Here is an 18,088-nt window from a genome sequence, read left to right as displayed (position 1 = left end):
GGGTCACTCACCTCGTCCGCGGGCCTCGGCGACCAGTTCCCGGAGCGCGGCGCGCAGCTCGCGGTCGCCCGCGAAGTGCGCGTCCAGCTGCCGGGCCGACAGCCAGCGGCCCGCCGCCGACCGCGCCCAGGTCTCCAGCGCGGGTTCGGTGACGCCGCGCCGCCGGAGCCGCAGCACCACCTCCACCAGCTCGTTGCGCTGCGCCGTCTCCGCCGCGCGGACCGGGGCGCGGCCCGACCGGGCGCGCCCGGCCAGCCCGGCGGTCCACAGCTCGCCGAGGCGGGACCGCAGCGGGCCCGGCACCGCCTCCAGCAGCGCCGCGCGGAACCGGGGGCCGCGCCTGGCCAGCCGCTGCGCGGCGGCGGCCAGGACCGCGTCGGACAGCCGGGCCGGCGCCTCCGGACCCGTGATGACCGCGAACGCCTCGGCGGCCTGCCCGGCCCGCTCCGCCGTGACCGCGTCGGCGTACGCCTGGACGACGGCGGCTGCGCGGGACGACTCGCCCTCCGGGAGGGTCGCTCGGACCCGTGCCGCCAGCCGGAGCGTCGCCGGCGCGGACAGCGCGTCGTCCCCGCCGGGGGCGAGCCGGGCGAACGCGCGGGCCGGCAGCCCGGCGAGGAACGCGGCAGCCGTCCCGCCGGCCGCGAGCACGTCCGCGTGGGCCTCCAGCAGGGTGAGGCATTCGGTGGCCGACGGGGGCCTGCGCCACACCCTTTCCAGCGCGCGGCTCACGGCCGGGGCCGACCGCGGCTCCTCACCGGCCAGGCGCAGCAGCTCACCGGTCACCGCGACCCTGTGCTCGGGATGCCGGGCGCCCACCGACGCCAGCACCGGCAGCGCGACCACCGGGACCGCCCGGAGCCCTTCCGGAGCCTCGTACAGCAGGTCGCAGGCGTCACCGTCGAGCACCGCGCGCCGAACCTCGCGGCCCGCGTCGGCCAGCCCGGCCAGGACGCCGTCCAGCAGCGTCTCCCGGAGCCCGGAGGGGGCACCCTCCAGCGCCGCCGGCAGCTCCGCGGTGCCGCTCCGCGCACACCGTGCCGCCGCCGCGCGGGCCTCGTCCGCGCCGACCGTGACGCCCGCGTCCGCCGCCAGCGCGGCGATCCGCGCGACCTCGGCCAGATCGGGCGCCGCCGCCAGCGCGGACGCCACCGCCGCCGCGATCCCCGGTGCCGCACCGGCACCGTCGGCCACCTGGGCCACCCCGGCCGTCCTGGCCCGGCCGTGCACGACCAGTGCGAGCTCCAGGCCCATCGCGGGCACGCCCTCGGCCAGATCGCGCCACACCCAGCCGGGGACCGCGGCGCCGCGCCGCGCGAGCAGCCCCGCCACCGCGGCCTGCTCCTCCGGCGTCACCGTACGGTCGCCGCGGCACAGCGACAGTAGCGTCGCCGCCTGGTCCAGCGGCTCGGGCGCGGTACGGGAACCGGGCGCGGCGAGCTCGCCCAGCGCGTCCAGCCCGGCGAAGTCGAAGTCGCGCCAGCACGCGGCGACCGTACGGGCGAAGCGGCTCGGCGCCCGGACCGGCCGCGCCGGGGCCGCCCCCCGGCCCGCCGCGCCGCCCGGCCCGGCGGCGGGCTCGGGGACGGGGCCGGTGCGCGGGCCGGCGACATGGAAGGCGTGCGCCGCGTGGCGCTGCGCCGACGCCCAGACGTCCGGGGTGGTCCCGACCACCCGCTGGGCCGCGCCGTCGGGGTCGGCGCTGTAGGTGACGAACGACATCCGCGTCGCCGCCGCGACCGGCAGCGAGTACGACACCACGGCGATCCAGCGCGCGATCCGCTCCACGTCGGCGCCGATCAGCACCACCCGGCCGTGGCCCCGCGCCAGCACTCCGGTCACCGCGTCCATCAGCAGCGCGAGCAGGTCGTACGGGCCGGCGCCCGGTCCGGCCGGGGAACCGGGGCCGTCCGGGGAGCCCGAGCCGTTCAGGGAGCCCGAGCCCCCGTTCAGGGAGCCCGAGCCGTTCAGGGAGCCGGGGCCGTCCGGCCCGGCGGAGGCCGCCGCGTCCAGGTCGGCCAGCCACCGCGCCAGCGACTCCGGATCCGAGCCCGCGCCGGGGGAGAGGTCCTCCAGCGGCGGGAGCACGTCCGCGCCCGCCCCGCCGTCCAGCGGCTCGTCGGCCCACAGCGGGGCACGCCACAGCTCGGCGGGCCGCAGCCCCTCCAGTTCCTCCTCCTCGGCCACGACCGCGTGCGCGAAGAAGTTGCCGTACCGGCCCGAGTAGTCGCGCCCGAGATAGCGGCAGCGCAGCAGCAGCGGCCGTCCCGCCACCCGGTCGTACAGGAGCGCCACCGGGAACCGGCCCAGCTCCCCCTCGTCCGGGGAGAGCGGCGCCTGGGGCGGCGGGCGGTACGACAGGTAGGGGGTCACCTCGGCCCGGACGCCGTCGGGCAGCCCGGGCGTCTCCGCGACGAACTGGAAGCCCGCCCGGCCGGTGGGACCACGCCGCGCCGAGGTGTAGTGCAGCTGCCAGGCCACGCCGTCACCTCCCCTGGAACGGCGAGGGCCCCGCCGGGCCACCCGCCGCGGGCCCGGACCCGCCGCCGTTCCCGTCCCCCGAGCCCGGCCGCAGCCCGTCGAGCATCCCGAACCGGTACAGCAGCCACAGCAACGGGTCCTCGGCCCGGTACGGCCGCACGCCGCCCGCCCCGACCCGCCCGCCCTCGGGCACCCCGCCCAGCGCGGAGATGCCGAACAGCGCGTGGTCGGCGTACTGCTGGCGCAGGTAGGTGTCCAGCTGACCGGCCTGCCACTCGTGCAGCAGCGCGCGGACCTGCGCGTCCACCGCCTCCCTGTCGTCCAGGTCCAGCACGCCCGCGCCGGCGCGCGAACGGTGCAGCGCCGACTGCCGCAGCAGCGCGGGCCGCAGCACGTCGATCTTGGTCAGCGCCACCGCCACCGGCACCGACAGCGGCTCGCCCGGACGGGTCCCGTGCCGCTGCCGCAGCGCCTCGGTGACCCGCGCGATGATGTTGATCGGCTCGCTGTCCGGGTCGTCCCCCGGCACCGCGGGCAGGCCCGGCGCGGCCTCCACCACCGCGGCCCGCGCGCCCGGCAGCTCCAGCGGATCGACCAGGAAGATGATCGCGTCCGCCGCCTCCAGGTAGCGCAGATGCAGATCGCGGACCTCGCGGCTGCGCAGGTCCTCGCCCGCGGTGTCGAACAGCACCAGCGCCAGCGAGTCGTTGCGCGAACGCGCCAGCCGCCCCGGCGCGAACCGCGCCCGCCGGGTCCGGGTCAGCAGGTACACCAGCGGCTCCCGCGGCCCGGTCGCGGCGCTCGCGGTCGTCGGCAGCAGCCGCCGCTCCTCCAGCAGGGGCCGGGCGAAGTCGCGCTTGTACCGCTCGATCGTCCGGTCGTCGCACGCCACCAGCGACGCGTCCAGCTCCGTGCCGACCCGGTTCATCAGCTCGTGCAGCAGCACCGCGATGTAGGTGCTCTTGCCCGCGTTCTTGGCCCCGACCAGCGCGACGATCCGGCCCGGGGAGTCGACGTACGCCGACGGCAGCGGATTGTGGCACTCCGGGCACACCCGGGCACCGGTCGGCTGCCCGCAGTCGGGGCACGGCGCGTGGCCCCTGCGCCCCGGCGCCGCGAACACCGGCGGCAGCGACGCGCCCGCCGTGGACCCGAGATAGTCGGCCAGCCGGCGGTCCAGCACCGGATCGCAGCCCTGGCGGCGTCCCGCGCGCCCCCGGCAGCGGAACGGGATCCGTCCCTGCGCCACCACGGCGAAACAGTACGGGCAGGTCAGGCCCTGGCGGGAACGTACACCGGGCAACGGCACCCGCGACGCTAGCGGCACGGCGTCCTCCTGGCGGCGCGGAACGGCGAGGTCGGGAGCATCGTCACCTCGTGACCTGGAGACGGCGAACGGGGGGATCGCGCAGTTCGATCTCATCATCTTCGGCGAAGCAGCGCAGCCAATACCCCCCGGCGGCCCCGTCCGGCCCGCCCGCGCCCTTGCCGAGGGGACGGGGCAGCGCCACCGACAGCTCGCCCGGCACCGCCACCTGCTCCCAGTCCGCGAGCGTCTCCCCGTCCCCCGGCCGGTGCGGCATCACCCGCCCGGACCGCCTCACCAGCACCAGCCGCGAGATCCGCACCGGCCGCGCGCAGCTCAGCCGGACGGTGAACGACCGCCGCCACGGCGGGCCGGTGCGCTCCACGTCGTAGTGCACCAGGACCCGCGCGGCGACCTCGGCCGTCACCGGCGGCCCGGTCACCAGGGCGCCGTCCAGCGTGCCCGCCGCCGCCACCGTCACGGCCACCGGCAGCTCCTCCGGCACCGCGACCCGGACACCGCCCTGGGTGTCGTAGGCGGCACGGGTGACGATCTCCCGTTCGGCGGCCGCCGCGTCCGCCGGCCCGATCCGGCAGGCCAGCTCCACCTCGGCCACGCCCGGCGGCCAGTCGAACCCCACGTGCACGTACGCGCCGCGGCGCTCGGCGACCAGGCCGCCCGGCGGCGGCAGATGGACGTGCCGGTGGTACGCGCCGATCGCCGCGCCGTCCTCGGCCACCGTCACCGCGAGCACCCACCCGCTCGCCCCCGGCCGCACCACCAGGGCCTCACCGGACGCGGTGGCCGGCAGCCTCCGGCTCTCCCGCCGCACCTCCTCCAGCGGCACCAGCGCGCTGCGCGGCCAGGGCGGCGAACGGTCCAGCAGCACCAGCTCCGGCGTACCGTGCCGGGGACGCGCGAACCGCACCCGCAGCAGCCCGCCCGGATCGGACGGATCGGGCTCGGCGGCCAGCTCGTACACCGGCTCGGGCGGCGCGTTCGGGGTGACCGCGGCCCGGACGCCGGGCGTGGCCACCTCACGGTCGTCGCCGTCCAGGTAGACGGCGCGGATCCGGTAATGGTGCGTGACCCCGTTGGGCACCCGCTCCTGGAACCCCTCGCGGCCGGACGCGACCGCCCGCCCGTCCCGGAGCACCTCCACCCGCGCCGCCTCGGGCGGGCACCGCCACCGGCCCGTGACCGTCCCGTCGCCCGGGAGCAGCTCCACCTCGCGCGGCTCGGGCCGTACCACCACCGGCCCCGCCACCGCCGGCGGCGCCGCCGCCTCCCCCCGCACCGCGACCACGCCGTAGTAGAGCGGGACGTTCACCGGCGGCCGGTCATCGGCCCGCCCGGCCAGCGGCTCGCCGTCGGCCGCCGACCGCGGCGGCCGGCCGCTCCGCCGCACGACCCGGTGCACCACCTCCCCGGCCGCCGACGGCGAGGGCTCCCACGACAGCCGCACCGACGGGTCGGACCCCGCGTCATCGACGTCCGCGCGCGCCGCCGACGCCGGCCGCGGCGGCAGCCGCCGCTGATGATCGAGCGCCCCGGGCAGGTCCCGGACCAGCCGCAACGCGTCGGCCAGCAGCAGCCACGCCCGGTCGGGATCGGCCTCGGCCAGGGCGTGCTCGCGCAGCCGCACGGCGGTGTCCAGCCGGTGCCGGGCCTCGGCCGCCAGCACCTGGACCTCCTCCGGGTCCCGCCCCTCCAGCGGCGCGGAGATCCTCGCCGCGTCCGCCAGCTCCGCCGCCGCGTACACCTCGCCCGCGTCCAGCAGCGCCCGCAGCCGCCCCGCCGTCCCCCCGCCCGGCGCCGTCTCCCGCAGGACGGCGAACACCAGCCGCCGCGCGTCCTCGGTCTCGACGCCCAGATCCTCCACCGCGTGCCGCAGCAGCGCCCGCTCCGAGGCCCGCTGCCGCAGCCGCTCCCGCAACCGGTCCACCAGATCGAACCGGACCAGCTCCGCCAGATCCGCGCCCGACCGCAGCGCCGCCAGCACCGTGTCCGCGTGCGTCGTACTGGTGTCGCGGCTCCGCCGCGCCCACTCGCCCTGCGTCGCCGCGACCGCCGCCGCGTCCAGCCGCAGCCCCTGCCCGCCCGGCCCCGGCGCCGCGAACCCGTCCACCACCCGGATCGGCCCCCGCAGCCGCCCCCCGAACAGGAAATGCGCCAGATGCCGCCGCCCCAGCACCTCCAGCGACTCGCGCACCTTCCGGTACGCCGCGTACGGCGCGGCGCCCGGCAGCGGATCGGGCTCGCGGATCTCGATCCGGTCCGAGGCCGCCAGCGACTCCAGCTCCGTCCGCGACACCCCCGCCGTCCGCGCGATCCCCTCCACCTCGCCCGGAGTGACCATCCGCAGCATGCCCGCCGCGTCCGCCAGCCGCGCCCGCGCCTCCGCCCGCCGCGACCGCGTCCGCTCCTGCCCGTCCCGCAGCCGCTCGGCCAGCGGGCGCAGATCCCCCCGCTCGGCCGCCGCGAAGATCGGCGCGAGCTCGCGATGCTCCGCCTCCAGCCGGTCGATCAGCTTGCGGTACTTCAGCTGCCCCCGCGCCCGCCGCCAGCACTGCCGCACCTGCTTGACCGCCGCCGCCACCTCGGCCGGCGTGAGCGGATCGGGCAGCGCGTACCGCACCCGCAGATCTTCCGGCGGCTGATCCCCCGCCGCCCGCGCGGGCTCGAGCACGTCACGCTGATACCGGGTGTCAGTGTCCATTGCCCGTCAGGTGACCTGGACGCGGGAGAGGGCGCGGCGGGACTGCTCGACCTCCTCTTCGGACATGCCGCCGACGTCGACCTTCAGCTCCAGGCGCTCGCCGGTCTCCTTCTCGACCGCGGTGACGTTGAGGAGGCCCGAGGAGTCGAGCGCGAACGTGACCTCGATGGGCCAGCCCGCCTTCTTGCCGCCCGGGACGCGGATGTCGCCGGTCGCGATCTCGGTGTTGTCGATCAGCTCGGCGGACTCGACGCTGCCGGCCTGCTCCATCACCCGGATGTCGGCCGAGGTCTGGTCGTCGTAGACGGTGAAGAAGTCCTCGGTGCGGGCGGCGGGCAGCTCGTCGTTGGCGTGGACGAGGTGCGCGACGTGCTCGGCGCCCGACTCGCGGTCCACCACCACGATGCCGAACGCGTGCGAGGCCACCGTCTTGATCTGGCGGGCGGCGATCTGGCGCTGCTGGTCGGCCGACAGGCCGGCGCGGCCCGCCATCTGCTCGGCGCCGTCGCGGTCACCGGCGGCCAGCAGCCGCCGGTAGGTCTCCTCGAACGCGTACAGCGCCGCGCCCTTGGCCACGGCCAGGTCGGGGTCCTGGAGGCGGGGTTTGAGGCCCAGCTCGGTCTCCAGCCGCGCCGCCACCACCGGCATCTTGGTGGAGCCGCCCACCAGCACCAGGTCGTCGTAGTCCTCGACGCCCTTGTCGGCGGCGGTGGCGAGGGTACGGCCGGTGATCTCGATCGTCCGGTCCAGCAGGTCGCGGGTGAGGTCCTCCAGCCGTTCCCGGGTGACCTCCACGGCCGCCACCCGGCCGTCGTGCATCACCCGCACGGTGTGCGTGGTGCGCGTGGTGAGGGCCTTCTTGGCGTCCTCGGCGTCGCGGCGCAGCTGCTGCTCGGTCTGCTTGTCGTCGAGCGGGTCGCCGGCGTCGGGATGCTCGGCGCGGAACCGCTCGGCCAGGTACTCGACCACGCGGGCGTCCCAGTCGGCGCCGCCCAGCTCGTGGTCGCCGTCGGTGCACACCACCTCGATGTGCCCGCCGCGCAGCGCGATCACGGTGGTGTCGAACGTGCCGCCGCCCAGGTCGTACACCAGGATCGTGCGGTCGGCCTCGGGGTTCAGCACCCCGTAGGTGATCGCGGCGGCGATCGGCTCGGACACGATGTCGATGACGTTGAGCCCGGCGATCCGGCCCGCCTTGCGGGTGGCGTCCCGTTCGGCCGCGCCGAAGTAGGCGGGGACGGTCACCACGACGTCGCGGGCCTCCTCGCCGTCGGTGGTGCGCGCGTCGGTCGCCAGTTTCAGCAGGATGAACGCCGACAGCTCCTCGGGCGTGTAGTCGAACCCGCCGATCCGCCGGGTGACGTCGCGGCCCATGTCCCGTTTGATCAGGCTGACCACCTTGTCGGGCTCCAGGACCGCGGTGTCCTTGGCGGTGGCGCCCACGACCACGTTGTCGCCGCTCTCGAAGTAGACCACCGACGGCGTGGTGTCGGTGCCCTCCAGGTTGCGCAGGACCGTGGGCCGTCCCACATCGTCGATGGAGGCAATACAGGAATAGGTGGTTCCCAGGTCGATCCCGTAGACGGCCATCAGAGTCGCGCGGCGCCGGGCCGTCGGCCACGGCGATGCTCGCGCTCGCTCCCTTCCTGGTGTCGGTGGCGGCAGGATTCAGCGGGGTGTCGAGGCTCTCACGGCCTGGGTTTCATGGTCTCGCCTCGCCCGTCCTCGCGCGGGGAACTCGGCCCACTCGGTCCGGCGGGTTCGGCGGTCTTGCCGACGCCGACCTCGGCCTTGCGGACGACGCGGCCGTCGCGTTCGAAACCGTCGGTGCGGACGGCGACCACGGTGCCGTCGGCGGCGGGATCGGTGACGGGCTCGACGGCGACGGGGCGGTGCCGGACCGGGTCGTAGGGCTCGCCCGGCTCCACGGTGAAACGCTCCACACCGGTACGGGCCAGCGCGTCGGCGACCTCGTCGGCCATCGCGGCCAGCAGGGCGGCGGCGTGCGCGGGCTCGGGGGGCTCGGGGGCGGCCCACCGCTCGGCCTCGCGCCGCGCCAGGTCGTGCAGGCGGTACAGGGCGGCGCGGACCGGGTCGAGAACGGCCTGCAGCTCGCCGCGGCGCAGGCCCTGGTTCTCCTCGTGCAGGCGATCGATGACCCTCTCACGGTGGGCGGCCCGCTCGTGCTCGCGTTCCAGCTGCTTGGCGAGCGCGGCCAGGGCGGTGAGGATCTCCTCCCGGGCCTCGTCCCCCGCGGACGGGTCCGGCGGCGGGGACGGGATCTCGGCGCCGGGCTCGTGCCGGGCCTCGCCGTCCTCGGCCGGGGCATGGGGCGATGCCGGTGGGGTGGGGGAGGACTCCCCGCTGACTCGGCGATCCCGGGCGCTCGACACGTGCAGTTACCCTAATGCGCCGCACATGACGAGGGTAGACCCCGCCCTCGGCCTTCCCCCGGGAATTCAACAGCCTGCCCACCCGGTAAGTCCGGGTCTCGCGGTTTCTTAACTCCGACACGCCGGGGTAACACGACAGAAACGCCGGTGTCGGAGCGTGGAGCGCATCGTTTGGATTACTGGAGGTGGCCATGCTGCTGCGGATTCGTATCAGGCTCCCCGACCGGCCGGGATCGCTCGGCAAGGTGGCGCGGATCCTGGGCGCGGCGGGGGCGGACGTCGTCCAGATGGCCGTGCTGGAGCGGGACAACGGACGTGCCCTGGACGACTTCACGGTCGCCTGGCCGTCCGGGGCGGGGATCGACCGCCTCTGCGACGGCCTGGCGTCCGTTCCGGGCGTGGAGATCGTGGGCATCTGGCCGACGGCCGAGCCGCAGGGGGCGTTCCCGGACGCCGCGCTGATCGGGCAGCTCGCGGCCGACCCCGAGCGGGGCCCGGTGACGCTGGTGGACGCGGTCCCGGCCCTGCTCAGCGCCGATTGGGCGGGGCTGGCCAGGACCGGGCCGGAGGGCGCGTCGCTGGTGCACGCCAGCCTGGGCGGGCTGGGCGGGGTGGAGCTTCCCGGGCTGGAGCCGCTGCGTCCCCGCGGCCTGACGTCGGAGGAGGGCACGCAGTACGCCCTGTGCCCGGTCGCGGCCGAGCAGACCGTCGCCCTGGTCCTGGTGGTCGCGCGTACGGGCGCCCCGCCGTTCCACCGCACCGAGATCTTCCGGCTCGCGCAGCTGGTCGGGGCGGCCGAGGCGGTGCTCGGTACGGGCCCCTCGGGCGGCGCCTCCGCTGATCTGGTACGTAGCTCGTAACGAGGGTGAAACCGGCCAGACGTCGCGAGCGTCTACTTTGATGGACATGGCCCCTCGGTGCGGCGGCGCGGCCGCGCCGGGGGCCATCTCCCCCCGATCGCGGCCCCCGCGAGATCCGACCGTGCCGTCCGCCCTTGATCGCCGGGGCCGTAGCGTACGCCTTGGACCACGTGACCGACGGGTGAGAGGGGCGCGCATGTTGCTGGCGGACGAACGGGCGGCGCTGTGCGGGATCGGCCGGCGGATGGCCGGAAGCGGCCTGGTGACCGGGGCGAGCGGCAACATCAGCGTCCGCGCCGGCGACCTGGTCGCGGTCACGCCGGGCGGGATGATGCTCGACCGCATGGCCCCCGAGGACTGCCCGGTCCTCGACCTGCGCGGCGAGCCCGTGGAGGGGGAGCGGGCCCCCTCGTCCGAGACGCCCATGCACCTGGCGATCTACGAGGTCACCGGCGCCACCGCCATCGTGCACACCCACTCCACCTACGGCACGGTCGTCGCGACGACCATGACCGAGCTGCCGCCGATCCACTACAACACCCTCGCCCTCGGCGGCGTCGTCAAGGTGGCCGAGTACGCCACGTACGGCACCCCCGAGCTGGCGGCCAACGTCCGCGCGGCGCTGGAGGGCGGCATCGGGGGCGGCGGCATGTACGCCGCCCTCATGGCCAACCACGGCGGCGTCGCCCTCGGCCGCGACCTGGAGGAGGCGTACGAGAACGCCCGGCTCCTCGAATGGCTCTGCGGCGTCTACGTCCGGGCCCGCATGATCGGCGAACCCCGCGTCCTCACCGAGGAGCAGCTGCGCCAGGTCGTCGAGCGCGGCCTGACCCCGCCCGGCCACACGCCCGGGGCCCCGCTCGCCTGACGGGCCGGAGCATGGCAGGCTGCTGCCGTGCCTCCGATCCCCGCGGACGACGCCCTCCGCCGCCTGGCGGCGGTCCCGGTGCTCCGGCTCGCGACCGCCGACGAGGAGGGCCGCCCCCACCTGGTCGCGGTCACCTTCGCCATGCGCAGAGGCACCGTCTACACCGCCGTCGACCACAAGCCGAAGACCACCCGGGAGCTCAAGCGGCTGTCCAACATCCGCGCGAACCCCCGCGTCTCGCTCCTGGCCGACCACTACGAGGACGACTGGGACCGCCTGTGGTGGGTCCGGGCGGACGGCCACGCCCACGTGCTGGACGATCCGGCGCGGATGGCCGAGCCGGTCGCCCTGCTGGCCGCCCGCTACGAGCAGTACCGCGCACGGCCGCCCGAGGGGCCGGTCATCGCGATCACCATCGACCGCTGGACCGGCTGGTCGGCCACCTGACCGTCCCCCGTCCTCAGGGGGGCCGGGGGCCGGGGGCCGGGGGTCAGTCCCAGGCGCTCCCGATCCGGGCGAGCTTGTCGGCGTACTCGATCCGGCCGGCCCATGCGGCGGGCCAGGCGTCCATCCCGAGGTGGGCGCCCGCGAAGGCGCCCGCCAGACAGGCGATGGAGTCGGAGTCCCCCGAGCTGGCGGCGCCGCGCGCGATCGCCGACACGGGGTCATCGGGGAACAGCAGGAAGCACAGCAGCCCGGTCCCGAACGCCTCCTCGGCGATCCACCCTGCGCCGGTGGCCTCGCACGGGTCGGCGCCGCGGTCGGGGCGCGCCAGCGCGGCGTCCAGGCGGTCGAGGATCCCCAGGCACTCGTCCCAGCCGTAGGAGATGAAGTCCTCGGGGGTCTTCACGCCCCACCGCGCCCACAGGTCGGCCAGCCAGCGCTCGTGGTAGGCGGTGCGCTGGGCGTGGGCGCGTTCGCGCAGGGCCGCGGGGAGGTCGGCGGGCGACATCCCCTCGCGCAGCCACCACACGGTGAACGCGGTCAGCTCGCTGGCGGCCAGCCCGGTCGGGTGGCCGTGCGTCATGGCGGCCTGAAGCTGCGCCGCGCCCGCGCGCTCCTCGTCGCTGAGCCCCGGTACGAGGCCGACGGGCGTGACGCGCATGTTGGCGCCGCACCCCTTGGAGTCGTGCTGGGTCGCCTCCAGCCACGGCCGCCCGTCCGACAGCCCCCGGCACGCCCGGATGCAGGTGCCGCCCGGCGCGCGGTTGTTGTCGGGGCTGACCAGCCAGTCGACGAAGCGGCGTCGCCACATCGGAGTGATCAGGTCGGGTGTGACCGGAGGGGTCTCCAGGGCGTCCAGGAGGCCGAGGGCCACCGCGATGCCCATCTGCGTGTCGTCGGTGACCAGCGCCGGGTTCCCGGCGAGCTCCCGCGGGCCGTCGTCGCCGTACCGCTGCCGGATCTGGCGCATGTCCAGGAACTCGGTGGGCGCCCCGAGCGCGTCCCCGTAGGCCAGCCCGAACATGCTCCCGCTCGCACGTGAAGTTCGCATCGGCCCATTGTCCAGCAGATCCGATCAGATCCCGACAAGATCGGCGAGCCGCCGGCGGTGCCGGGCCGGCGGGCCGAACAGCTCCTGCGACGACCTGGCCCGCTTGAAGTAGAGGTGGGCGTCGTGCTCCCAGGTGAACCCGATGCCCCCGTGGATCTGGATGGCCTCGCCCGCCACCTCGAAGTAGGCGTCCGAGCAGTACGCCTTGGCCAGCGCCGCGGCGGCGGGCAGCTCCTCCGGACGCTCGTCGGCGACCGCCGCCGCGTGCGCCACGGCCGAGCACGCCGACTCCACCAGCACGAACATGTCCGCGCACCGGTGCTTGATCGCCTGGAACCCGCCGATCGGGCGGCCGAACTGGCGGCGCACCTTGGCGTACTCGACCGTCATCTCCAGCATCCGCCGCGCGCCGCCCAGCTGCTCGGCGGCCAGCGCCACCGCCGCCGTGTCCAGCGCCCGCTCCAGCGCCGCCCCCGCCTCCGGGAGGACGAGCCGCGCGGGCACGCCGTCCAGGTCCAGCCGGGCCAGCCGGCGCGTCTGGTCCAGGGTCGGCAGGGGCGTCCTGGTGAACCCCGGCGCGTCCCCGTCCACGGCGAACAGCGCCGGCCCGTCCCCGGCCCGTGCGGTCACCAGGACGACCCCGGCCGTGTGCCCGTCGAGGACGTACGACTTCGTCCCGTCCAGCACCCAGCCGCCGCCGTACTCCCGGGCGGTCGTGGCCACGGCCCCGGGATCCCACCCGTCCCCCTCCGACCAGGCCAGCGTGGCCCGCGTGGTCCCGTCGGCGATACCGGGCAGCCACGCGCGCCCGGCGTCACCGGAGGCGAGCAGCGCGGTCGCCGCCAGCACGGAACTGGAGAGGTACGGGGAGCAGACCAGCGCGCGGCCCATCTCCTCCATCACCACGGCCACCTCGCGCATGCCGAAGCCCGCGCCGCCGAGCTCCTCGGGAACGGCCAGGCCCTGCAACCCCAGCTGCCCGGCCATCTGCGCCCAGACGGCCGGGTCGTACCCCTCCGCCGTCTCCATCAGGCGCCGCACCTCGGCCGAGGGCGACTTGTCGGCGAAGAACCGGCGCAGCTCCTTGCGCAGCTCCTGAAGTTCTTCGCTCACCACGAGGTCCATCCACCCTCCCACGACAACCAAGCATGCGCTTGCTAAGGAATCTTGCCGCACGGGTGCGGCCGTGCGCCAGGTACGTCCCGTAGTCTGACGGTGACAGGCTCCGTCATTACGATCCGCATGCGAAAGGTGGCGCTCTGTCGCTATCCTCGGTCGCGACGAGGAAGGGAGAGGGCATGACCGCTATGGCTCTTGAACCGAAGAAGCAGGAGGACATCCTCCTCGAAGATTTCCTCGCCCTGGACACACCCGAGGGCTTCCGGGCCGAGCTGATCGATGGAGAGGTCGTTGTGACACCACCCCCCGGCGGCGATCACGAGGACGATCTGAGCCTGATCGCCGAGCAGATGTTCACCAAGGCGGCGCTCAAGGTGTCCCTCTCCGCCAACAAGGGCTTGATCACACCGAGCGGCGGCAGGTGTCCCCGGTCCCGTGTGATCCCTGACGCGACCATCGCCCCGAGGGAGCTGAGGCTTTTCCAGGGGGCCGACCCCTGGATGCCCTCGGACGGGGTGCTCATGGTCGTCGAGGTGACCTCGTCCAAGCCCGAGGTGGACCGGGAGGCCAAGCGGCACTGCTACGCGCGGGCGGGCATCCCGCACTACCTGCTCGTCGATCGGGACGAGCAGAAGGTGACGCTGTTCACCGAACCCGAGGGGGACGACTACCACCGGGCCGCGTGGGTGCCGTTCGGGAAGGCGCTGTCACTGCCGGAGCCGTTCGACTTCGAGCTGGACACCTCCGAGTTCTCCTGAGCGGGGCGGGCCGGCCGGTCAGGGGGCCCAGTCGTGCGGGCCCAGGACGAAGCCCTTGGCCGTCGAGTGCAGGTGGTTGGCCGAGACCAGGTGGCTGAGCGCGGCCCAGATGTCCTCCTCCGGCCGCTCGATCAGCCGTGTCAGGTCCTCGATCCCGGCCGCGCCGCCTCCCTTGTCGATCTCGGCGACCGTCTCGTAGACCACCAGTTCGAAGTCGCTCAGCTCCTGGACGTCGCCGCGTTCCTCAGTCATACAGGCGGCATGCCCGTTCTGGCGCGGATCAGCCGTAGCGCTTGAGTTCGTGGAAGAACCCCGGCACGGCCTGCAGGTCACCGGCGACCGATACGCGGTCGTAGACGTACCGGGCCACCGCCAGGTCCAGGACGCCGAGGCCGAACGGCGAGAAGACGACCGGCCGGTCATCGGGCGGGGCCGCCGTTCCGGTGAGGACGTCGTAGAGGGTGCCGTCCACGAAGTCGCGGCCGCCGGTCCGCTGCTCGGCCAGGTGCGGCGAGGTCCCGGCCTTCAGGCAGTGCTCCACGTCGTCCACGATGTTGTACGAGGACAGGATGACCTCCGGGGCGAGGTCGCGCAGCGAGATGTGCAGCACCAGCGGGTTGTGGTCGAACCAGCCGGGGTCGGTCACGTGCGGCTCGCCCGCCACGGTGGCGAACACCACCAGGTCGCTGGAGCGGACCAGGTCCTCGGGCTTGTCGTGGATGGTGATCGGGCCGCTCTCGGTGCGTTCCAGGTAGCCCTTGAAGCCCTCGGCGTGCTCGGGATCGAGGTCGTGGACGCCCAGCTCGGAGAACGTGAAGCCGTTCGCGGCCAGGTAGGTGTGCAGGTAGCGGGCGATGAGCCCCACCCCGAAGAAACCGGCGCGCAGGCGCCGCCGCCCGGTGAGCACCGTGGCGGCCAGGGCCGCGGAGGCCGCGGTGCGGGCGGCGCTGATGATGGAGCTCTCCAGGCAGGCGAACGGGTAGCCGGTCTCGGCGTCGTTCAGGATCAGCACGGCCGAGGCCCGGGGCAGCCCGCCGGCCACGTTCTCCGGGAAGCTGGAGATCCACTTGATCCCGTGCACCCCCACCGGGCCGCCGACCGAGGCGGGCAGCGCGATGATCCGCGAGGACGGGCGGTCGGGGAAGCGCAGGAAGTAGGAGTCGGGATTGACGGTGGCGCCCTCGCCGTGCAGCCGGTAGGCGGCCTCCACCATGCGGGTGACCTGCTCCTCGCGGCCGGTGATCGCCTCGTGCACCTGGGCACCGGGGATCACGGCGAAGGACGGGGGCTGGATCATGGAACCGAGATCTCCTGAACGTCGGTGTCGGGCAGGTCGAGTTCGGCCACGACGGGGCCGAAGTGCTCGCGGAGCCAGCTCTCCTCGTAGATCGAGTCGAGATAGCGTTCGCCCAGGTCGGGCGCTATGGCGACGGTCACGGGCCGTTCGCCGGGATACTTCTCCGCCAGCCAGCGGGCCGCGCCCGACACCACGGTGCCGGTGGACCCGCCGAACAGGAACCCGCGCGCCGACAGCCGGTGCGCGGTGCGGATGGTGTCGGTCTCGGTCACGTGCACCACATCGTCGATGAACGACTCGTCGAGCAGCCCGGGGCGGGTGCTGGTGCCCAGGCCGGGCACCATCCGCCGTTCCGGGATGCCGCCGAAGGTCACCGAGCCGACGGCGTCCACGGCCACGATGGTGACCGGGTGCCCGCGGTCGCGGAAGTAGCGGGCGCAGCCCATCAGCGTGCCGGTGGTCCCGGCGCCGACGAACAGCACCTCCAGGCCGGGGAACCGCCGGGCGATGGCCGGGGCGGTGCCGTGGTAGTGGGCCTTCCAGTTGGCGGCGTTGCCGTACTGGTCGAGCCAGACGTACCGGTCGTCGGACGCGCACAGGTCGCGGACGTACCGGATCCGGCTCTCCAGGAAGCCGCCGTTGGCGTCCTGGGTCGCCACCACCCGCACCTCGGCGCCCAGCGCGCGCATCAACCGCATCGAGGCCGGGTTGCAGCGCGGGTCGGTGACGCACAGGAACCGGTGACCCTGCGCGGCCGCGATGATGCTCAGCGCGATGCCGAGATTACCGGACGAGGACTCCACGATGGTCGAGCCGGGCGCCAGCAGGCCATCGCGTTCGGCCGCGCCGACCATCTCGGCCGCCGCCTTGAGCTTGACCGATCCGGCGAAATTGAAACCCTCGCACTTGAGGTAGATCGGGCAGCCCAGGACCGTGTCGAGGTCCACGTAGAGATCCTCGACGTTGAATTCCTGAGGCGCGGTGATGATGGGCACGCTGCCACCCTAGGATGAATGACAATTCGTGGGGGCGGTGAGGTTTTCTCGCCATTCTCGACTTCCCCCGATGATTCTCCGCAAGGTCGGAACGGACCCTGGCGGAGCCTCACCGTACCTTCGGGCATCTGGCCCCGCAACCCCCGATAATCGGCGGAGGCGGTGAATGGGGAATATGCTATCCCGGCCGCTCGGGCGGCCCGCTGATTTGTTGATGACGGTGGAGAAGTCCTACATCACGGAGAGTAATGATGGATGGTCGCGCCCCCCTTTCCGCCCGGTTGCCGGCGCGGGACGACCTGCCCGTGCTGCCGATCGACCCCGGTCAGGCCCGGCGGGCCGCAGAGCTGGCCGGCCGGCACGGGATGACCCGTGACCAGGCCGTCGACCTGGCCGATCCCGTGATCGCCCGGGTCGAGCGCGTCGCCGCCGAGCGCGACCGTCCCGCCGTCGCCGACGCCGCCCGCACGCTGTCCTACGCCGGCCTGGCCGACGAGGCGCGCCGCCTGGCCACGCTGCTGGAGCGATCCGGTGCCGGGCCCGGCACCGTGGTGGGCGTCGGCGGCGAGCGCAACGCCGCGGTGGTGGCCGCGTTCCTGGCGATCGAGCTGGTCGGGGCGCTGTACGTGCCCGCCGACGCCACCTGGCCCTCCGCCCGCGTCCGTGACGTGCTGGCCCAGGCGGGGGCGCCGATCCTGCTGGTCGTGGACGAGGGGGACGCCGCGCCCGCGCTGCTGGAGGGCGCCGCCGAGGCCGGGTGCCGGATCGTCCGGGCGCGGGACGCCGCCGGGTGCGATCCCTGGCGGGGCCCGGCCCGCCTGGAGACCTTGGACCGCCCGCGCTACGTGCTGTTCACCTCGGGCTCCACCGGCCGGCCCAAGGGGGCGGTGGTCGAGCACCAGGGCATGATCAACCACCTCTTCGCCAAGATCGTCGACCTGGGTCTGACCGGCGCCGACGCGGTCGCCCAGACCGCCCCGCTGGGCTTCGACATCTCGGTCTGGCAGATGCTCTGCCCGCTGCTGGTCGGCGGGCGGGTGGAGGTGGTCGGCGACGAGGTCGGGCACGACCCGGTGGCGTTCGCCCGCACCGTGGACGAGCGGGGGATCACGGTCGTCGAACTGGTGCCCACCATGGTGCGTCACCTTCTGGACGACCTGCGGGAGAACCGCGCCGGCGGGGGAGGGGGCGCCACGCTGGACGGCCTCCGCTGGATGATCGCCACCGGTGAGGAACTGCCCGCCGAACTGGCCCGCCGCTGGCTGGAGGCGATGCCGGGGGCCCGGCTGCTGAACGCCTACGGCCCCACCGAGTGCTCCGACGACGTCACCCACCACACCGTGACGGCCGGCGATCTGGACCTGCTGCGGCTGCCCATCGGCACGCCCATCGTCAACTCGCGCCTCTACGTGCTGCGCCGCGACGACGGCGGCGGGGCGGGAGGGAACGCCTGGGCGGCCTGCGACATAGGGGAGACGGGCGAGCTGTTCGTCGGCGGCGTCTGCGTCGGACGCGGCTACCTGGGCGACGCCGAGCGCACCCGGGACGCCTTCTACCAGGACCCGTTCGAGGACGGGCCGACCGGGCGGCTCTACCGGACCGGCGACGCCGTACGCCTGCTGCCGCCCGGCGCGGGCGGCGACGCGCGCCCGGTCCTGCAGTACCTCGGCCGGGTCGACCGGCAGGTGAAGATCTCCGGCGTGCGGATGGAGCTCGGCGAGATCGAGGCCGTCCTCCAGCGCCACCCCTCGGTGGGCGCCGCGGCGGTCGTGGTGCACGAGTACCCGGGACGGTGAG

The 18,088-nt window shown here is 74.8% G+C and carries 15 protein-coding genes; 5 read left to right on the top strand and 10 right to left on the bottom strand.

Translation table 11 applies throughout. The annotated features are described in order from the left end of the window. Positions 1-3: 3 nt before the first annotated feature. The 5 genes from IW256_RS41440 to IW256_RS24690 form a co-directional block, all read right to left on the bottom strand. Complete coding sequence (locus tag IW256_RS41440; protein ID WP_307829037.1) at positions 4-2,481, bottom strand: GAP1-N2 domain-containing protein; 2,478 nt, start codon at positions 2,479-2,481, stop codon at positions 4-6. A 4-nt stretch (positions 2,482-2,485) separates the two neighbouring features. Further along, complete coding sequence (locus tag IW256_RS24705) at positions 2,486-3,808, bottom strand: TRAFAC clade GTPase domain-containing protein (RefSeq protein ID WP_307829036.1); 1,323 nt, start codon at positions 3,806-3,808, stop codon at positions 2,486-2,488. Positions 3,809-3,851: 43 nt separating this feature from the next. Continuing rightward, positions 3,852-6,506, bottom strand: coding sequence for a SaeA-related protein (locus IW256_RS24700; RefSeq protein WP_197013246.1), 2,655 nt, complete (start codon positions 6,504-6,506; stop codon positions 3,852-3,854). 6 nt (positions 6,507-6,512) lie between these two features. After that, positions 6,513-8,096 carry an Hsp70 family protein gene (locus tag IW256_RS24695; protein ID WP_197013245.1) on the bottom strand — a complete coding sequence of 528 codons (1,584 nt, stop codon included), beginning with the start codon at positions 8,094-8,096 and terminating at the stop codon, positions 6,513-6,515. A 98-nt stretch (positions 8,097-8,194) separates the two neighbouring features. Then, on the bottom strand, positions 8,195-8,899 hold the full coding sequence (locus IW256_RS24690; protein WP_307829035.1) for a nucleotide exchange factor GrpE: 705 nt from the start codon (positions 8,897-8,899) through the stop codon (positions 8,195-8,197). Positions 8,900-9,090: 191 nt separating this feature from the next. Here IW256_RS24690 and IW256_RS24685 point away from each other — a divergent pair, with 191 nt between their 5' ends. The 3 genes from IW256_RS24685 to IW256_RS24675 all read left to right on the top strand — a co-directional run bounded on the left by IW256_RS24685 (position 9,091) and on the right by IW256_RS24675 (position 11,074). Beyond that, on the top strand, positions 9,091-9,759 hold the full coding sequence (locus IW256_RS24685) for an ACT domain-containing protein (protein WP_197013244.1): 669 nt from the start codon (positions 9,091-9,093) through the stop codon (positions 9,757-9,759). A gap of 196 nt (positions 9,760-9,955) precedes the next feature. Beyond that, positions 9,956-10,627, top strand: a complete 672-nt coding sequence (locus tag IW256_RS24680; protein ID WP_197013243.1) for a class II aldolase/adducin family protein — start codon at positions 9,956-9,958, stop codon at positions 10,625-10,627. A 27-nt stretch (positions 10,628-10,654) separates the two neighbouring features. Then, positions 10,655-11,074, top strand: coding sequence for a TIGR03668 family PPOX class F420-dependent oxidoreductase (locus tag IW256_RS24675; RefSeq protein WP_197013242.1), 420 nt, complete (start codon positions 10,655-10,657; stop codon positions 11,072-11,074). 43 nt (positions 11,075-11,117) lie between these two features. On the opposite strand, the gene IW256_RS24670 is transcribed toward IW256_RS24675, so the two are convergent. Then, entirely contained in the window at positions 11,118-12,122 is a 1,005-nt protein-coding gene (locus tag IW256_RS24670) for an ADP-ribosylglycohydrolase family protein (protein WP_231403912.1), read from the bottom strand. A gap of 24 nt (positions 12,123-12,146) precedes the next feature. Further along, the gene (locus IW256_RS24665; RefSeq protein ID WP_307829034.1) at positions 12,147-13,235 is read right to left on the bottom strand and encodes an acyl-CoA dehydrogenase family protein; all 1,089 of its coding nucleotides are present in this window, start codon (positions 13,233-13,235) and stop codon (positions 12,147-12,149) included. 194 nt (positions 13,236-13,429) lie between these two features. Between IW256_RS24665 and IW256_RS24660 the strand changes: the two genes are divergently transcribed. Continuing rightward, positions 13,430-13,999, top strand: coding sequence for a Uma2 family endonuclease (locus IW256_RS24660; RefSeq protein ID WP_231403911.1), 570 nt, complete (start codon positions 13,430-13,432; stop codon positions 13,997-13,999). Positions 14,000-14,017: 18 nt separating this feature from the next. Here IW256_RS24660 and IW256_RS24655 read toward each other — a convergent pair whose 3' ends face one another. Genes IW256_RS24655 through sbnA form a run of 3 tightly spaced genes read right to left on the bottom strand, consistent with a single transcriptional unit; the run spans position 14,018 to position 16,291 of the window. Then, positions 14,018-14,251, bottom strand: coding sequence for a hypothetical protein (locus tag IW256_RS24655; protein ID WP_197013239.1), 234 nt, complete (start codon positions 14,249-14,251; stop codon positions 14,018-14,020). A 28-nt stretch (positions 14,252-14,279) separates the two neighbouring features. Next, on the bottom strand, positions 14,280-15,296 hold the full coding sequence (gene sbnB / locus IW256_RS24650; protein WP_197013238.1) for a 2,3-diaminopropionate biosynthesis protein SbnB: 1,017 nt from the start codon (positions 15,294-15,296) through the stop codon (positions 14,280-14,282). Continuing rightward, entirely contained in the window at positions 15,293-16,291 is a 999-nt protein-coding gene (gene sbnA, locus IW256_RS24645; RefSeq protein WP_197013237.1) for a 2,3-diaminopropionate biosynthesis protein SbnA, read from the bottom strand. Before sbnA ends, sbnB begins: the two co-directional genes overlap by 4 nt. Positions 16,292-16,542: 251 nt before the next feature. Here sbnA and IW256_RS24640 point away from each other — a divergent pair, with 251 nt between their 5' ends. Then, complete coding sequence (locus IW256_RS24640) at positions 16,543-18,087, top strand: amino acid adenylation domain-containing protein (RefSeq protein WP_197013236.1); 1,545 nt, start codon at positions 16,543-16,545, stop codon at positions 18,085-18,087. Position 18,088: the final 1 nt, after the last annotated feature.

This window comes from Actinomadura viridis (genome assembly GCF_015751755.1).
Lineage (GTDB): Bacteria > Actinomycetota > Actinomycetes > Streptosporangiales > Streptosporangiaceae > Spirillospora > Spirillospora viridis.
This window is presented reverse-complemented; position numbering and strand designations above follow the sequence as displayed.